This is a genomic window from Pseudomonas sp. ZL2 (assembly GCF_054788455.1).
The window spans coordinates 1-16,657 of sequence record NZ_JBGOGX010000017.1 but is presented as its reverse complement, the minus strand read 5'-3'; the positions used below and the strand labels follow the sequence as shown (position 1 = coordinate 16,657).

Annotated in this window: 14 protein-coding genes; 1 reads left to right on the top strand and 13 read right to left on the bottom strand. The window is 59.5% G+C overall.

The features are described 5' to 3' along the window. Positions 1–160: 160 nt before the first annotated feature. From sucD to sdhC, 9 genes are all read right to left on the bottom strand, one after another. Positions 161–1,045, bottom strand: coding sequence for a succinate--CoA ligase subunit alpha (sucD, locus tag ABM562_RS14080; protein ID WP_115087940.1), 885 nt, complete (start codon positions 1,043–1,045; stop codon positions 161–163). Then, positions 1,045–2,211 (bottom strand): ADP-forming succinate--CoA ligase subunit beta, encoded by a 1,167-nt coding sequence (gene sucC, locus ABM562_RS14075; RefSeq protein WP_010224674.1) that lies wholly within the window; start codon positions 2,209–2,211, stop codon positions 1,045–1,047. The genes sucD and sucC overlap by 1 nt, the downstream gene beginning before the upstream one ends. Positions 2,212–2,386: 175 nt before the next feature. Continuing rightward, positions 2,387–3,823: a dihydrolipoyl dehydrogenase gene (gene lpdA, locus ABM562_RS14070; protein ID WP_115087941.1), complete on the bottom strand. Its 1,437-nt coding sequence runs from the start codon at positions 3,821–3,823 to the stop codon at positions 2,387–2,389. A 105-nt stretch (positions 3,824–3,928) separates the two neighbouring features. Further along, on the bottom strand, positions 3,929–5,146 hold the full coding sequence (gene odhB, locus ABM562_RS14065; RefSeq protein ID WP_460422382.1) for a 2-oxoglutarate dehydrogenase complex dihydrolipoyllysine-residue succinyltransferase: 1,218 nt from the start codon (positions 5,144–5,146) through the stop codon (positions 3,929–3,931). A 42-nt stretch (positions 5,147–5,188) separates the two neighbouring features. Next, entirely contained in the window at positions 5,189–8,020 is a 2,832-nt protein-coding gene (locus ABM562_RS14060; protein WP_115087943.1) for a 2-oxoglutarate dehydrogenase E1 component, read from the bottom strand. Positions 8,021–8,266: 246 nt separating this feature from the next. Continuing rightward, a complete protein-coding gene (locus ABM562_RS14055; RefSeq protein WP_010224678.1) occupies positions 8,267–8,971 on the bottom strand; it encodes a succinate dehydrogenase iron-sulfur subunit in 705 nt (234 codons plus the stop codon). A gap of 11 nt (positions 8,972–8,982) precedes the next feature. Continuing rightward, positions 8,983–10,755 carry a succinate dehydrogenase flavoprotein subunit gene (gene sdhA / locus ABM562_RS14050; protein WP_010224679.1) on the bottom strand — a complete coding sequence of 591 codons (1,773 nt, stop codon included), beginning with the start codon at positions 10,753–10,755 and terminating at the stop codon, positions 8,983–8,985. Positions 10,756–10,758: 3 nt separating this feature from the next. Beyond that, a complete protein-coding gene (gene sdhD / locus ABM562_RS14045) occupies positions 10,759–11,127 on the bottom strand; it encodes a succinate dehydrogenase, hydrophobic membrane anchor protein (RefSeq protein WP_028945358.1) in 369 nt (122 codons plus the stop codon). Further along, complete coding sequence (gene sdhC, locus ABM562_RS14040; RefSeq protein WP_174242293.1) at positions 11,121–11,507, bottom strand: succinate dehydrogenase, cytochrome b556 subunit; 387 nt, start codon at positions 11,505–11,507, stop codon at positions 11,121–11,123. The genes sdhD and sdhC overlap by 7 nt, the downstream gene beginning before the upstream one ends. A 350-nt stretch (positions 11,508–11,857) precedes the next feature. On the opposite strand from sdhC, the gene gltA reads away from it, so the two are divergent. Beyond that, entirely contained in the window at positions 11,858–13,147 is a 1,290-nt protein-coding gene (gene gltA / locus ABM562_RS14035; RefSeq protein WP_010224685.1) for a citrate synthase, read from the top strand. Positions 13,148–13,294: 147 nt separating this feature from the next. On the opposite strand, the gene ABM562_RS14030 is transcribed toward gltA, so the two are convergent. From ABM562_RS14030 to ABM562_RS14015, 4 genes are all read right to left on the bottom strand, one after another. Continuing rightward, entirely contained in the window at positions 13,295–13,897 is a 603-nt protein-coding gene (locus ABM562_RS14030) for an START domain-containing protein (protein WP_115087944.1), read from the bottom strand. A 32-nt stretch (positions 13,898–13,929) separates the two neighbouring features. Next, positions 13,930–14,184, bottom strand: a complete 255-nt coding sequence (locus ABM562_RS14025; protein ID WP_115087945.1) for a YkgJ family cysteine cluster protein — start codon at positions 14,182–14,184, stop codon at positions 13,930–13,932. 127 nt (positions 14,185–14,311) lie between these two features. Beyond that, complete coding sequence (locus ABM562_RS14020) at positions 14,312–14,629, bottom strand: translation initiation factor 2 (protein WP_325175831.1); 318 nt, start codon at positions 14,627–14,629, stop codon at positions 14,312–14,314. Between the two features lie 217 nt (positions 14,630–14,846). Beyond that, the gene (locus ABM562_RS14015; protein WP_010224694.1) at positions 14,847–16,292 is read right to left on the bottom strand and encodes an aminotransferase-like domain-containing protein; all 1,446 of its coding nucleotides are present in this window, start codon (positions 16,290–16,292) and stop codon (positions 14,847–14,849) included. Between the last annotated feature and the right edge of the window lie 365 nt (positions 16,293–16,657).

Genomic DNA, 16,657 nt, shown 5'->3' with positions numbered 1-16,657 from the left:
GAATATGCGTGTCGCTTGCGCGACAGCTCCAAGCCGCAAGTTACAAGCCGCAAGCTTGCCGCAACACCCTCTTGCAGCTTGAAGCTTGTCGCTTGAAGCTGCTGCCCAGTAAACAAAAAAGGCCACCCGAAGGTGGCCTTTCTTGTTTACTGGGCAGTGATTACTTCTTCACTTCCCAGCCAGTCAGCTCGGCCAGGGCCTTGCCGATGTCTGCCAGCGAACGCACGGTTTTCACACCAGCGTCCTGCAGCGCAGCGAATTTCTCGTCTGCAGTGCCTTTGCCGCCGGAGATGATGGCGCCAGCGTGGCCCATACGCTTGCCCGCAGGAGCGGTAACACCAGCGATGTAGGAAACTACAGGCTTGGTCACGTGAGCCTTGATGTAGGCAGCCGCTTCTTCTTCAGCCGAACCGCCGATCTCGCCGATCATGACGATCGCTTCGGTCTTCGGGTCTTCCTGGAACAGCTTCAGGATGTCGATGAAGTTGGAGCCCGGAATCGGGTCGCCACCGATACCGACGCAGGTGGACTGACCGAAACCGGCGTCAGTGGTCTGCTTGACCGCTTCGTAGGTCAGGGTGCCGGAACGCGAAACGATACCGACCTTGCCTGGCAAGTGAATGTGACCTGGCATGATGCCGATCTTGCACTCGCCCGGAGTGATGACGCCTGGGCAGTTAGGGCCGATCAGGGTAACACCCAGCTCGTCGCACTTGACCTTGGCATCGAGCATGTCCAGGGTAGGAATGCCTTCGGTGATGCAGACGATCAGCTTGATGCCGCCGAAGGCAGCTTCCAGGATCGAGTCCTTGCAGAAAGGAGCCGGAACGTAGATGACCGACGCGTCAGCGCCGGTAGCTTCTACGGCTTCTTTCACAGTGTTGAACACTGGCAGGCCCAGGTGGGTGGTACCACCCTTGCCTGGGGTCACGCCGCCGACCATCTTGGTGCCGTAGGCGATGGCTTGCTCGGAGTGGAAAGTACCTTGCGAGCCGGTGAAGCCCTGGCAGATGACTTTGGTGTCTTTATTGATCAGGACGCTCATTACTTGCCCTCCGCAGCTTTGACAACTTGTTGAGCAGCGTCGGTCAGGCTGGTTGCCGCAATGATGTTCAAACCGCTTTCTGCCAGTACTTTAGCACCCAGTTCAGCGTTGTTACCTTCCAGGCGAACAACAACCGGTACTTTAACGCCGACTTCTTTCACAGCGCCGATGATGCCTTCGGCAATCATGTCGCAGCGAACGATGCCGCCGAAGATGTTGACCAGAACGGCCGCGACATTGCTGTCGGACAGAATGATCTTGAAGGCTTCGGTAACGCGCTCTTTGGTAGCACCACCACCTACGTCGAGGAAGTTGGCTGGCTTGCCGCCGTGCAGGTTGACGATGTCCATGGTACCCATGGCCAGGCCGGCACCGTTGACCATGCAGCCGATGTTGCCTTCCAGGGCCACGTAGTTCAGCTCGAAGCTGGCAGCGTGGGCTTCACGAGGGTCGTCTTGCGACGGGTCGTGGAAGGTTTTCAGCTTAGGCTGACGGTACATGGCGTTAGCGTCGATGTTGATCTTGGCATCGAGGCAGTGCAGGTCGCCGTCGGCCTTGATGACCAGCGGGTTTACTTCCAGCAGGGCCAGGTCGTGTTCTTTGAACAGCTTGGCCAGGCCTACGAAAATCTTGGCGAACTGAGCAACTTGCTTGCCTTCCAGACCCAGCTGGAATGCCAGTTCACGACCCTGGAATGGCTGAGCGCCAACCAGTGGATCGATAGTAGCCTTGATGATCTTCTCAGGAGTCTCGTGAGCGACTTTCTCGATGTCCACGCCACCTTCGGTGGAGGCCATGAACACGATACGGCGGCTCGAACGGTCGACTACAGCGCCCAGGTACAGCTCTTTGGCGATGTCAGTGCAGGATTCGACCAGGATCTTGGTCACTGGCTGACCGTTGGCGTCGGTCTGGTAGGTCACCAGACGCTTGCCCAACCATTGCGCAGCGAACGCCTTGGCGTCTTCCTTGCTGCGAACCAGCTTGACGCCGCCCGCTTTACCGCGACCACCGGCGTGGACCTGGGCTTTGACAACCCACTCGGTGCCACCGATCTTGTCGCAGGCTTCTGCGGCAGCTTCAGGGGTGTCGACTGCGAAACCCTTGGAAACTGGCAGGCCGTATTCAGCGAACAGCTGCTTACCCTGATACTCGTGAAGATTCATGCTTTTTACCGTCTTCGTTAGGTACTGCGCTTCGGCGCTGCGCTCCGTGGGAGTGCCGCGCCACCTGTGACCACTTGCCCCCGGTATGCTCCGGGAGTTCGAGTCCGGCGGACTTTCCGCGGTGAGTCATGCACGCAAGACTCACGACGGGCCACCCGCCGTGGTTTCTTATTGTTTAACGCTTCTTACGGTTGGCGACGTGAATGGCACCGCCATTCACAGCCAGCGCGGCTTCATGCAGCGCTTCGGACAGGGTCGGATGGGAGAAAACCATCATGCCCAGGTCTTCGGCGCTGGTGCCGAATTCCATTGCGATTGCACCCTGCTGCACCAGTTCGGCAGCCGATGGGCCAATCACGTGTACACCCAGAACGCGGTCGGTCTTGGCATCGGCGATGACCTTGACGAAACCACCGGTGTCGTTGGCAGCCATCGCACGGCCACTGGCCGCGAACGGGAAGGTGCCCACGTTAACCTCAACGCCTTCGGCCTTCAAGGTCTGTTCGGTTTTACCGACCCATGCGATTTCCGGGTGGGTGTAGATAACCGACGGGATCAGGTCGTAGTTCATCTGGGCTTTGTGGCCCTTGATGCGCTCGACAACCATGATGCCCTCTTCCGAGGCCTTGTGCGCCAGCATCATGCCACGAACCACGTCACCAATGGCGTAGACGCCCGGTACGCTGGTCGCACAGTGATCGTCGACGAAGATGAACCCACGCTCGTCGATGGTCACGCCGCTGTCGGCAGCCAGCAGATCGGTGGTCACCGGGCGACGGCCGACCGCAACGATCAGCTTGTCGAAAGTGATTTTCTGCTCGCCATTGGCGTCGGTGTAGGTCACTTCGACCTCAGCGCCGTTGACCTTGGAGCCGGTCACGCGAGCGCCCAGCTTGATGTCCAGACCTTGCTTGGTCAGGGTTTTCAGCGCTTCCTTGGAGACAGCGGCGTCAGCGGCCATCAGGAAGGTGTCCAGGGCTTCCAGGACGGTGACTTCAGCACCCAGGCGAGCCCAGACCGAACCCAGTTCCAGACCGATTACGCCGGCACCGATAACGCCCAGGCGCTTCGGTACGGCCTGGAATTCCAGGGCGCCGGTGGAGTCGACGATGACGTTCTGGTCGACCGGAGCCGGTGGAATGTCGATCGGACGCGAACCGGAGGCCAGGATGACGTTCTCGGCTTCGATGATTTCGGTGGTGCCGTCAGCCTTGGTGACTTCGACTTTCTTGCCAGCCAGCAGCTTGCCGTGGCCCTGGATCGAAGTTACGCCGTTGGCCTTGAACAGGGTGGCAACACCGCCGGTCAGGTTCTTGACGATGCCGGCCTTGCGGCCAACCATCGCGGCGACGTCCATCTTCACTTCACCGGTGGAGATACCGTGGACGTTGAAGCTCTCTTTGGCTTCCTTGTACTTCCAGGAGCTGTCCAGCAGCGCCTTGGAAGGAATGCAACCCACGTTCAGGCAGGTACCGCCGAGGGCCAGCTTGCCTTCGCCGTCAGTGTACTTCTCGATACAGGCAGTGCTCAGACCGAGTTGCGCGGCCTTGATGGCAGCTACGTAGCCGCCAGGACCTGCGCCAATCACTACCACATCAAATTTTTGCGACATTCAGAAAATCCTCTTTAAAGCTGCAAGCGATAAGCTGCAAGCCACAAGTTCAAGCGCAAACCGTTCAGGCTTGCCGCTTGAAGCTTGCAGCTTGCAGCTGCTCAATCAGATATCCAGCAGCAGACGAGCCGGGTCTTCCAGCAGGTTCTTGATGGTCACCAGGAAGGTCACGGCTTCTTTACCGTCGATCAGACGGTGGTCGTAGGACAGTGCCAGGTACATCATCGGACGGATCACGACCTGACCGTTGACGGCCATAGGACGCTGGATGATGTTGTGCATGCCCAGGATCGCGGCCTGTGGCGGGTTGACGATCGGGGTCGACATCATCGAACCAAAGGTACCACCGTTGGTGATGGTGAAGGTACCACCGGTCATTTCGTCGATCGACAGTTTGCCATCACGGGCTTTCTTGCCGAAGGTGGCGATGCCGTTCTCGATTTCAGCCAGGCTCATCTGCTCGGCGTTGCGCAGTACCGGTACCACCAGGCCGCGGTCGCTGGAAACGGCAACGCCGATGTCCGCATAACCGTGGTAGACGATGTCGGAACCGTCGATCGAGGCGTTGACCGCCGGGAAGCGTTTCAGCGCTTCGGTGGCAGCCTTGACGAAGAACGACATGAAGCCCAGGCGGACGCCGTTGTGGGTCTTCTCGAACAGGTCCTTGTACTTCGAACGCAGGGCCATGACTTCGGTCATGTCGACTTCGTTGAAGGTGGTCAGCATGGCCATGTTCGACTGTGCTTCTACCAGGCGCTTGGCAACGGTGGCACGTACGCGAGTCATCGGTACACGCTTCTCGGTGCGATCGCCAGTGGCGACGACCGGGGCAGCGGCAGCAGCGGCTGGCTTGGCGGCAGGTGCGGCAGCCGGAGCGGATTTCTTCGCTTCGATGGCAGCAACCACGTCTTCCTTGGTGATGCGACCGTCTTTGCCGGTGCCTTTAATGCTGTTCAGGGCGATGCCGTTCTCTTCGGCCAGCTTGCGAGCAGCTGGCGCGCCGACGGCGTCTTCGTCAGCAGCGGCGGCAGGAGCAGCGGCGGCAGCAGGAGCTGCTGCAGCGGCAGGCGCGGCAGCTGCAACGCCACCTTCCTGGATCGAACCCAGGACTTCGTCGGACAGGACGGTCTCGCCCTCGCCCTTGACGATTGCACCCAGTACGCCGTCAGCGGTAGCCAGTACTTCCAGGACGACCTTGTCGGTTTCGATGTCGACGATCAGCTCGTCACGCTTGACGGCTTCGCCCGGCTGCTTGTGCCAGGTGGCAACGGTGCCATCGGCAACCGATTCCGGGAAAGTAGGGGCTTTGATCTCGATAGCCATTATCAGTGGTTCCTTAAATTCGGTTTCTAGTGCGCGATGGCATTAAACGGTGAAGGCATCTTGCAGCAGTTTTTCCTGCTGCTCGGCGTGCATCGAAGCGTAACCACAAGCGGGTGCTGCCGAAGCATCACGACCGGCGTACTCGAGGACCAGGTCCTTGTTGTGACGGGTCAGGATACGACGCATGTGGTGTTGGCTGCTGTACCAGGCGCCCTGGTTCATCGGCTCTTCCTGGCACCACACCACATCCTTGAGATTGGTGTACGGCGCGAGGATTTCGACCAGGTCGTCTTCAGGGAACGGATACAGCTGCTCGATACGCACGATGGCGATATCTTCGCGGCCTTCGGCACGGCGTTTTTCCAGCAGATCGTAGTAGACCTTGCCGCTGCACAGGACCAGACGAGTGACGTTTTTCGGATCGAGGGTATCGATTTCCGGGATCACGGTCTGGAACGAGCCTTCGGCCAGTTCTTCCAGGGTCGAGATGGCCAGCTTGTGGCGCAGCAGCGACTTTGGCGTCAGCACGATCAGCGGCTTGCGCAGCGGACGGATGACCTGACGACGCAGCAGGTGGTAGATCTGAGCCGGAGTAGTCGGTACGCAAACCTGGACGTTGTGCTCGGCGCACAGCTGCAGGTAACGCTCCAGACGTGCCGAGGAGTGCTCAGGCCCCTGCCCTTCATAACCGTGTGGCAGCAGCATGGTCAGACCGCAAAGACGACCCCACTTGTGCTCGCCGCTGGTGATGAACTGGTCGACAACTACCTGGGCCCCGTTGGCGAAGTCGCCGAACTGCGCTTCCCAGATTACCAGTGCGTTTGGCTGGGTGGTCGAGTAGCCGTACTCGAATGCCAGGACCGCTTCTTCGGACAGGAACGAATCGTACAGGTCGAAACGTGGCTGGCCTTTGTAGAGGTTCTGCAGCGGGATATAGGTGCTGGCGTCCTTCTGGTTGTGCAACACCGCGTGGCGGTGAGAGAAGGTGCCGCGGCCGATATCCTGACCGGTCATGCGGATCGGGTGACCTTCGAATGCCAGGGTGGCGTAGGCCATGGTTTCAGCGTAGCCCCAGTTGATCGGCAAGCCACCGGCCTGCATCTTCTGGCGGTCTTCGTAGATCTTCGAAACCTGGCGCTGAACCACGAAGCCTTCCGGCAGTTCCAGCAGCTTGGCCGACAGTTCCTGCAGGGTCTTGAGGTCGAAGCGGGTGTCGTGACGCGCGGTCCAGGCGTGGCCCAGATACGGACGCCAGTCAACGAACAGCTCTTTGTTCGGCTCTTTGACCAGGCTTTTTACCACATGCAGGCCGTTGTCCAGCGCGTTGCGGTACTCGTCGACCTTGGCCTGGACGCGCTCGGCGTCAAGACGACCCGATTGGGTCAGGGCGTCGGCGTACAGCTCGCGGGTGGTGCGCTGCTTGGCGATCTGCTGGTACATCAGCGGCTGGGTGCCGTTCGGCTCGTCGGCCTCGTTGTGGCCGCGACGACGGTAGCAGACCAGGTCGATGACCACGTCACGCTTGAACTGCATGCGGTAATCGACGGCCAGCTGGGTCACGAACAGCACCGCTTCCGGATCATCACCGTTGACGTGCAGGATCGGCGCCTGAATCATCTTGGCGACGTCGGTGGCGTACTCGGTGGAACGCGAGTCCAGCGGGTTGCTGATGGTGAAACCAACCTGGTTGTTGATCACGATGTGCACGGTACCGCCGGTCTTGAAACCGCGGGTCTGCGACATCTGGAAGGTTTCCATGACCACGCCTTGACCGGCGAATGCCGCGTCACCGTGGATGGAAATCGGCAGTACCTTGTCGCCAACGGTGTCGTTGCGACGGTCCTGACGGGCACGTACCGAACCTTCAACCACTGGCGAGACGATTTCCAGGTGCGAAGGGTTGAACGCCATGGCCAGGTGAACTTCGCCACCGGCGGTCATCACGTTGGACGAGAAGCCCTGGTGGTATTTCACGTCACCGGAGCCCAGCTCGACCTTCTTCTTGCCTTCGAACTCGTCGAACAGATCGCGCGGGTTCTTGCCGAAAGTGTTGACCAGCACGTTGAGACGGCCGCGGTGGGCCATGCCGATGACAACTTCCTTGGTACCGTAGGAACCGGAGCGCTGGATCAGCTCGTCCAGCATCGGAATCAGGCTCTCGCCGCCTTCCAGGCCGAAACGCTTGGTGCCCGGGTATTTGGTACCCAGGTATTTTTCCAGACCCTCAGCGGCGGTGACGCGCTCGAGCAGGTGGCTCTGAATATCCGCGGAGAAGACTGGACGCCCACGCACGCTCTCCAGACGCTGCTGGAACCAGCTGCGCTGCTCGGAGTCGACGATGTGGGTGAATTCGGCGCCAATGGTGCGGCAATATGTCTGCTGCAAAGCGTCGAAGATTTCGCGTAGGCTCGCTTCCTCTTTGCCGATGAACAGGTCGCCGGCACGGAAGGTCGTATCAAGATCGGCATTGGTCAAGCCGTAATGATTGATCGACAGGTCTACTGGCGCAGGGCGCTGCCACAACCCCAGGGGGTCGAGCTTCGCGGCTTGGTGGCCGCGCATACGGTAGGCCTGGATCAGTCGCAGAACTTCAACCTGCTTCTTCTCGTGTTCACTGCTCACGCTCCCGGCGGAAACCGGTTGGGCGCGGCGCTGGTTCTTTGCCAGCAGTACGAAATGGTCGCGGATTGTAGAGTGCGATACATCGGTAGCGGTGCTGCCTTCGGCGGGCAACTTCTGGAAGTAAGTGCGCCACTCTTCTGGCACAGCGTTAGGGTCGTGCAGGTAAAGCTCGTAGAGCTCTTCCACATATGCAGCGTTACCACCTGAAAGGTGGGCGCTATCCCACATGCGCTGCATCACGCTTTCTTGCATGCTTGGTCACCCTCGGTTAGGGGACGGATCGGCAAGAGCCACAGCACGCCTGGAAAAGTCCTAATGCAGCGACCCAACCAAGCCACCAAGGATCCTACAGATTTTCCGGGTACCAGCCCGGAAGCCCCTGCTGGTCTCATATCTTCATAGGTAAAAGCTTGGGCTTTGTGGGCCCGAGCTCGGGTTTCACCTTGGTGCGGGCAAGGGCCCGCACCTTGGCGTACTACGGGTACAACACTTTTAAAATCAGGTACCGCTTTGCAGCAGCATGTTACGTACGTGACCGATGGCCTTGGTCGGATTCAGACCTTTAGGGCAAACGTTTACGCAGTTCATGATGCCGCGGCAACGGAACACGCTGAACGGGTCATCCAGCGAAGCCAGACGCTCCTGGGTCTTGGTGTCACGACTGTCGGCCAGGAAACGATAGGCCTGCAGCAGTGCAGCTGGACCGAGGAACTTGTCCGGGTTCCACCAGAACGACGGGCAGGAAGTCGAGCAGCAAGCGCACAGAATGCACTCGTACAGACCGTCCAGCTTTTCACGCTCTTCCGGCGACTGCAGGCGCTCGATGGCCGGAGCCGGCGTGTCGTTCTGCAGGAATGGCTTCACCTTCTCGTACTGCTTGTAGAAGATGCTCATATCGACGACCAGGTCACGAATGACCGGCAATCCAGGCAAAGGGCGGACGATCAGCTTGTTGCGCTTGACCACGGCCGAAAGCGGCGTGATGCAGGCCAGACCGTTCTTGCCGTTGATGTTCATGCCATCGGAACCGCAAACACCTTCACGGCAGGAGCGACGATACGAGAAACCTTCGTCCTGCTCTTTGATCAGTGCCAATACATCGAGAACCATCAGGTCCTTGCCGCCGGTATCGACCTGGAACACCTGCATCTTGGGTGCCGAGTCGGTATCGGGGTTGTAACGATAAACTTCGACTTGCAACATTGTGGCCACCCTTAGTAAGTCCGGACTTTAGGCTCGAACGCCGGAACGGTTTTCGGCGCGAAGTTGACGGCGCGCTTGGCGACGCGCTTCTCACCCGGGAAGTACAGGGTGTGGCACAGCCAGTTTTCGTCGTCACGGTCTTCGAAGTCTTCACGGGCGTGCGCACCGCGGGACTCTTTACGGACTTCTGCAGCGATTGCAGTGGCTTCAGCGACTTCCAGCAGGTTCTGCAGCTCCAGCGCTTCGATACGCGCGGTGTTGAAGGCCTGGGACTTGTCGTTGATCTTGACGTTGGCGATACGCTCGCGCAGACCGGCCAATTGCTCGATACCCTTCTGCATGTATTCGCCAGTGCGGAATACACCGAAGTAGTTCTGCATGCAGCTCTGCAGCTCGCGACGCAGGGTAGCCACGTCTTCACCGGTGTTGCGCTCGTTGAGCTTGTTCAGGCGGCTCAGGGCAACATCGATGTCGGTGTCGCTGGCATCGAGGTATTCGATACCGTCGCTCAGCGCTTTTTCCAGGTGCAGGCCGGCAGCACGACCGAAGACCACCAGGTCGAGCAGCGAGTTGCCGCCCAGGCGGTTGGCACCGTGAACCGATACGCACGCCACTTCACCTACCGCGAACAGACCCGGGATGATGTGATCAACGCCATCGGCGTCCTGGGTCATCGCCTGGCCATGGATGTTGGTGGCAACGCCGCCCATCATGTAGTGGCAGGTTGGAACAACAGGAACCGGCGCGACCACAGGGTCGACGTGAGCGAAGGTCTTGGACAGTTCACAGATACCTGGCAGGCGGCTGTGCAGTACTTCTTCACCCAGGTGGTCAAGCTTGAGCATCACGTGGTCGCCGTTAGGGCCACAGCCGTTGCCGGCGATGATCTCTTTAACCATGGAACGGGCCACAACGTCACGACCAGCAAGGTCTTTGGCGTTAGGCGCGTAACGCTCCATGAAACGCTCGCCGTGCTTGTTGATCAGGTAACCGCCTTCACCACGGCAACCTTCAGTGACCAGTACACCAGCGCCGGCGATGCCGGTCGGGTGGAACTGCCACATCTCGATATCCTGGACCGGAACGCCTGCACGCAGGGCCATGCCGATACCGTCACCGGTATTGATCAGGGCGTTGGTGGTGGAGGAGTAGATACGGCCTGCACCGCCAGTGGCCAGAACGGTGGCCTTGGCCTTGATGTACAGGGTTTCGCCGGTTTCGATGCAGATTGCAATCACACCGACGAACGCGCCTTCCTGGTTCTTCACCAGGTCAACTGCGTAGTACTCGTTGAGGAAGGTGGTACCTGCCTTCAAGTTGCCCTGGTACAGGGTGTGCAGCAGCGCGTGACCGGTACGGTCGGAAGCGGCGCAGGTACGGGCGGCCTGGCCACCTTTACCGAAGTCCTTGGACTGACCGCCGAACGGGCGCTGATAGATACGGCCTTGTTCGGTACGCGAGAACGGCAGACCCATGTGGTCCAGCTCGAACACGGCAGCAGGGCCTTCCTGACACATGTATTCGATAGCGTCCTGGTCACCGATGTAGTCGGAACCCTTGACGGTATCGTACATGTGCCAGCGCCAGTCATCGTTCGGGTCGGCCGAAGCGATGGCGCAGGTGATGCCACCCTGGGCCGATACAGTGTGCGAACGGGTCGGGAAGACCTTGGTGATCACGGCAGTCTTGTGACCGCCCTGGGCCAGCTGCAGCGCAGCGCGCATGCCGGCACCGCCACCACCAATGATGATGGCGTCGAATGTAATCGTAGGAATGTTAGCCATGAATCAGATACCCCAGAGAATCTGCACACCCCAGACGAAGTACGCGAACATCGCGACACCACATACCGCCTGGAACAGGAAACGTACGGCAGTCGCCGACTTGCCCAGCGCCATCGGCGTCAGGTAGTCGGTGGCAATGGTCCACATGCCGACCCAGGCGTGAGCGCCCAGGGCTACAAGGGCCAGCAGACTGAAGATACGCATCGCGTTGTTGGAGAACAGAGCGTGCCACTGGGCAAACTCGATGCCCGGGTGCGCGACCAGGTATCCGATCAGGAAAATGAAATAAGCCGCGAGAACGACCGCAGAAACGCGCTGCGCCATCCAGTCATAGAGGCCCGAACGCGAGAGGTTCGTGACGTTGGTTACCATATCCAAACTCCTGCCAGCACGATCACCACCACGGAGACGGCGATGATAATTTTCGAGCCCAGTCGGCCGCCTTCCAGCGTTTCACCGATGCCCATGTCCATGATCAAGTGGCGCACACCGGCTACCAAGTGATACAGCAAGGCGGACAGGAGGCCCCATGCCACGAACTTGGCCAGCGGACTGGTCAAGCATGCCTTCACCTCGGCGAAACCTTCCTCCGAACCCAGGGATTTGCCCAATGCATAAAGCATGAAGCCAAGGCCCAGGAAGAGGATGATGCCGGAAACACGGTGAAGAAATGACGTAACGCCGGTAATGGGGAGTTTGATGGTCCTTAGGTCTAGGTTTACAGGTCGTTGGCTTTTCACGGCTTTTTTCACACTGAAGAGCCCCTAGCAAGCAGGGCAAAGTTGTTGGTAAGTGTACTGGTCAGGTACCCACCACCCAGGGAGTGACGACCCCAGCAACACGGGCTTGCAAGCCCCTGGCGGTCGGGGGCCGATTATAGACAGTTAGGCTACTAATGACAACGCAGACACCTAGCCCAAATAGCGCATTGCCTTTAGCCAACAAAAGGCGTAAACGGGCGGTAATTTCGAGGAAAAACAGCGCCCAAAGCCCTTTACAACCGTGCTTTAGGCAAATTGACATTCGAATTTATCTCACTATAGTGGTGCGGGCCCTGCGTGGGGGGTCTGTCTGATGATTTCAAGCATTAATAGGAGGCCACATGGCTGACAAAAAAGCGCAGTTGGTCATCGAGGGCGCAGCCCCCGTCGAGCTGCCCATTTTAACCGGCACCGTTGGTCCCGATGTTATCGACGTTAGAGGGTTGGGGGCCACGGGTCACTTCACTTTCGACCCTGGTTTCATGGCGACTGCATCCTGCGAGTCGAAGATCACTTATATCGACGGCGACAAGGGTATCCTGCTGCACCGCGGCTATCCGATCGAGCAACTGGCCGAAAAATCCGACTACCTCGAGACCTGCTACCTGCTGCTCAACGGCGAATTGCCGAATGCCGAGCAGAAGGCCCAGTTCGTCAGCACCGTGAAGAACCACACCATGGTTCACGAGCAGTTGAAGTCCTTCTTCAACGGCTTCCGCCGCGACGCCCACCCGATGGCCGTCATGTGCGGCGTGGTTGGCGCCCTGTCGGCGTTCTACCACGACTCTCTGGACATCAATAACCCGCAGCACCGCGAAATCTCCGCGGTTCGCCTGGTCGCCAAGATGCCGACCCTGGCGGCGATGGTGTACAAGTACTCCATGGGCCAGCCCATGATGTACCCGCGCAACGACCTGTCGTACGCGGAAAACTTCCTGCACATGATGTTCAACACCCCGTGCGAGATCAAACCGATCAGCCCGGTACTGGCCAAGGCAATGGACCGGATCTTCATCCTCCACGCCGACCACGAGCAGAACGCATCGACCTCCACCGTCCGTCTGGCCGGCTCGTCGGGCGCCAACCCGTTCGCCTGTATCGCTGCCGGTATCGCTGCACTGTGGGGCCCTGCCCACGGCGGCGCCAACGAAGCCGTGCTGACCATGCTCGATGAAATCGGCGATGTCTCGAACATCGACAAGTTCATCGCCAAGGCCAAGGACAAGAACGATCCGTTCAAGCTGATGGGCTTCGGTCACCGCGTTTACAAGAACCGCGACCCGCGCGCCACCGTGATGAAACAGACCTGCGACGAAGTCCTGCGCGAGCTGGGCATCAAGAACGATCCGCAGCTGGAACTGGCCATGCGCCTGGAAGAGATCGCCCTCACCGATCCTTACTTCATCGAGCGCTCGCTGTACCCGAACGTCGACTTCTACTCGGGGATCATCCTCAAGGCGATCGGCATTCCAACCAGCATGTTCACCGTGATCTTCGCCCTGGCGCGGACCGTCGGCTGGATTTCGCACTGGAAAGAAATGCTCTCCAGCCCTTACAAGATCGGCCGCCCTCGCCAGCTGTACACCGGCTACGAGTCGCGCGACATCGTCAAGCTGGAAGACCGCAAGTAAGCCCTTGGGCCGAAAACGAAAAAAGGCTGCCTTCGGGCAGCCTTTTTTATTGCGCGCTCATCGCGGTTAACGCCCCTGCAGGAACGGGCTTGCCCCGCGATTATCCAACAGTTAACCAATAGCCCCTGCTCGCCACAACTGTACTTACTATTTCTCAGCCTTCGCCTTCAACGCCTTCAAGGTATTGAACGGCGCATCCACCACAAACTTGTTGGCCACCATCGACGGCACGCTGCCGCCCGGCTCGGTATGCACCTGGTAAGTCACCTCGGTACCACCGTCTTTTGGCTGCAGCTTCCAGAAGCCATCAACCTTGGCCACCCGCACGAAGCCCTTCTCTTCCGGCAGGTATTTCGGCACACCTTCAAGCTTGCGGGTCAGGCTGCCATCGGCGGCCTCGGTAGTGGTGACATGCATGACCGAATCACGCGCAGTGACCGGCCACGGGGTATTGAACTGAGTGTAGGTCCAGCTCTGGTCACCCTCGGATTTCAGCAGCTTCTGCGACTTGCACTCATGGATCCAGGCGCAGGCACCGGCGACATCTTCCTGCAGGGCCCTGACCTTCGCCAGCGGCGCCTTGATAAAGGTTACCCCGCGATAGGCCTTGTAATCGGAACCGGCCACCTCACTGAGCTCGACCTTGATCCCGTCTTCGTTCTTGGCTTGCTTCCAGTCCTCGGCATGAGCCAGCGGCACCAGCACCGCACCAAGACCCAAAACCAGTGCCACTTGCTTAAACGATCCCATTCTCTTGTTCCTTATTGTCGAAGACCCGCGTTTCAAGCTGCCGTCATTTGCTCCAGCCATCCCAGGATCCTGATTGCCTCGTCGCGGTCGTTGCCGCAGGTGTCGGCCTCCGCCTTGAAACCACCGCACACCGCCGGACGCTCGGGCTTGCCGAACAAGCCACAGAGATTGGCAACCGACAGATGCAGGCAGCGCTCACCAGCAGGCTTGCCCTTGGGCATGCCCGGTATCGGCGAGCTGATGGAGGGCGCAATGCAGCAGGCGCCACAACCTTCACGGCAATTCATGACAACAGAATCCTCGGAGTAACAAATGATGAATGAACCCGGATAGTAACCGCTTAAACAGGTGTTTGAAATTGCTCGCAGGATGAAATATCAGCCTGAACGTGATGACCGAACAGTCAGTTCCACGCTACTGCTTGAACTCGAACTCGATTGCCGCACCCTCGACATCCTTGCGACTTTCGTTGCGCAGTTGCAGTTGCATTTCGTTGCTGATGAGCCGGCCATTGAGCTGGAACGGGCTATCGGACGGCGGCTTTTCACCGAACAGGTAGGGCAGCAAGGGCTTGGGCAGCGGCGCCTGCTCCTGGGTGTCGGGCTTGAGTTCCTTGACCATGCTGGAGGGCAGGCTCAGGTCGAGCTTGGCCTTGGGCAAGGGTGCCGGTGCCGCTTTGGCGTTTTTACGCGGGGTACGCTTGGTGGCCTTGGTGGTTGCCTTCTTGCGCACCGGTGGCGCTTTTGCCTGCTTTGGCTTGACCGCAGGCTTGGCGCTTTTCGTTGCAGGGGCTTTGCCGGCTGGCGCAGTTTCGGCCACAGCTGCCGAAGAGCAAGCCAAGCCACCGAGCAGGCACAGGGACAACCCGATACAACGCAACGCTTTCATAGGCACCGACGATTATCCCTGAAAATGCTTATGCTCCCCGTTCCTGACACGACTGGCAAGCCTAGAAAAAAGCGCCCGAGGCGGACTCCTGGCACAGTTGGCTGGCCAGCATGCCCAGGGTCATCACCGCCCGCTCCGCTTCACGGTTCCACGGGATACCACAGTTCAGGCGAATGCAGTGGTTGAACTGCTCGGTGTTACTGAAGATCAACCCCGGGGCGATACTGATGCCCTGCTGCAGCGCGCGCACATGCAACTCCTGGGTATTGACCCGCCCCGGCAGGCTGACCCAGAGAATGAAGCCGCCAGTTGGCCGGGTCATCTGCGTGCCTTCCGGGAAGTGCTGCTGTACCGCCAATTGGTAGGCACTGAGATTCTTCCGGTACTCCTGACGGATGTAGCGCAGGTGCCGGTCGTAACCGCCATTCTCCAGGTAGGACGCCACCCCCATCTGCGTCACGCTGCAGGCTGAATGGGTGGTGAAGGTCTGCAAACGCTGGATTTCCGCCTGATACTTGCCAGCGACCATCCAGCCGATCCGCACACCTGGCGACAGGGTCTTGGAAAAGCTGGAGCAATAGATCACCCGCCCCAACCGATCAAAGGCCTTGAGCGACTTGGTCTTGCCCTGCTCGAACATCAGTTCGCCATAAATGTCGTCTTCAACGATCTGAATGTCGAAATCCGAGGCCAGGCGCAACAACTGTTTCTGCCGGTCTTCCGGAATGGTGCCGCCCAGCGGATTGCTCAGGCGCGCGGTCAACACCAGCGCCTTGATCGACCACTGGTTGGCCGCCAGCTGCAGCGCCTCGAGGCTGATACCGGTGGACGGATCACTGGGGATTTCGATCACTTTCAGCCCGAGCAGGTCGGCCAGCTGCAGCAAGCCGTAGTAGGTCGGCGACTCGGCGGCGATCAGGTCGCCCGGCCGGGTCAGCACCCGCAGCGACATCTGCAGGGCATCGACGCAGCCATGGGTGACCACCACTTCACTGGGGTCGACCACCACGCCAGCATCGCGCATGCGTATGGCGATCTGCCGACGCAACGGCTCGAAGCCCGGGCTGAACATGTAGCTGAAGGCCCGCGGGCTATGAAAGCGGGTGACCTTGGCCAACTGCTGGTGCAGCGCCCGCACGGGCAAATAATCGACATGGGGTACCGCCGCGCCGAAGGGGAACACCCCGTCGCGCCGAGCTTCGGTCAGAACCTGCTGGATGATGCTGCTGCGCGTCACCAGGCCGGGGCGCTCGACCCGGGCGATGTCCGGCGTCTGCGCAGTCAGGGCGGGTGTCTGGTGTACGTAGTAGCCGGACTGCGGCCGCGCGCGAATCAGGCCCTGGTCTTCGAGGTTGGCATAGGCCTGCAGCACGGTGGCATGACTGACATTGAGCTGCGAGCTCATCTTGCGCACCGACGGCACACGCTCACCTGGCTGATACACACCGCGGCGAATATCTTCGGCCAGTTGCTGGGCGATGCGCTGGTAGAGCAACAGGTTGGTCATGATCAGTTCTCGACACGCAGGCAATGTAGTTGTTTTTGTACGGCTGTTTCGAGCAAGAATACCGGAACAGTTGCGAAGTGTACTGGGACAGATTGCAGAATAGTCGACAATACAGTTGCGTGACAGAGGCAGGGGTGTGCCATTTGTCACAACCAGTGGGGATGTTGAGGCTGCGAGCTTATCCATTCGATGTGGCGCCGCTGCTGGCCCCTTCCGCCCTTACGGCGGGTCCCTTTTGTTCTTGGCAAAAGGAACCAAAACCGCTCGCTCCCGCATACGGCCCTACGCTGCGCTCCGGGTTCCTTCGCTTCGGTGCCTTCCAGGGGCATCGCGGCCTACGACTTGCTTCGCCAAGTCTACGTCTC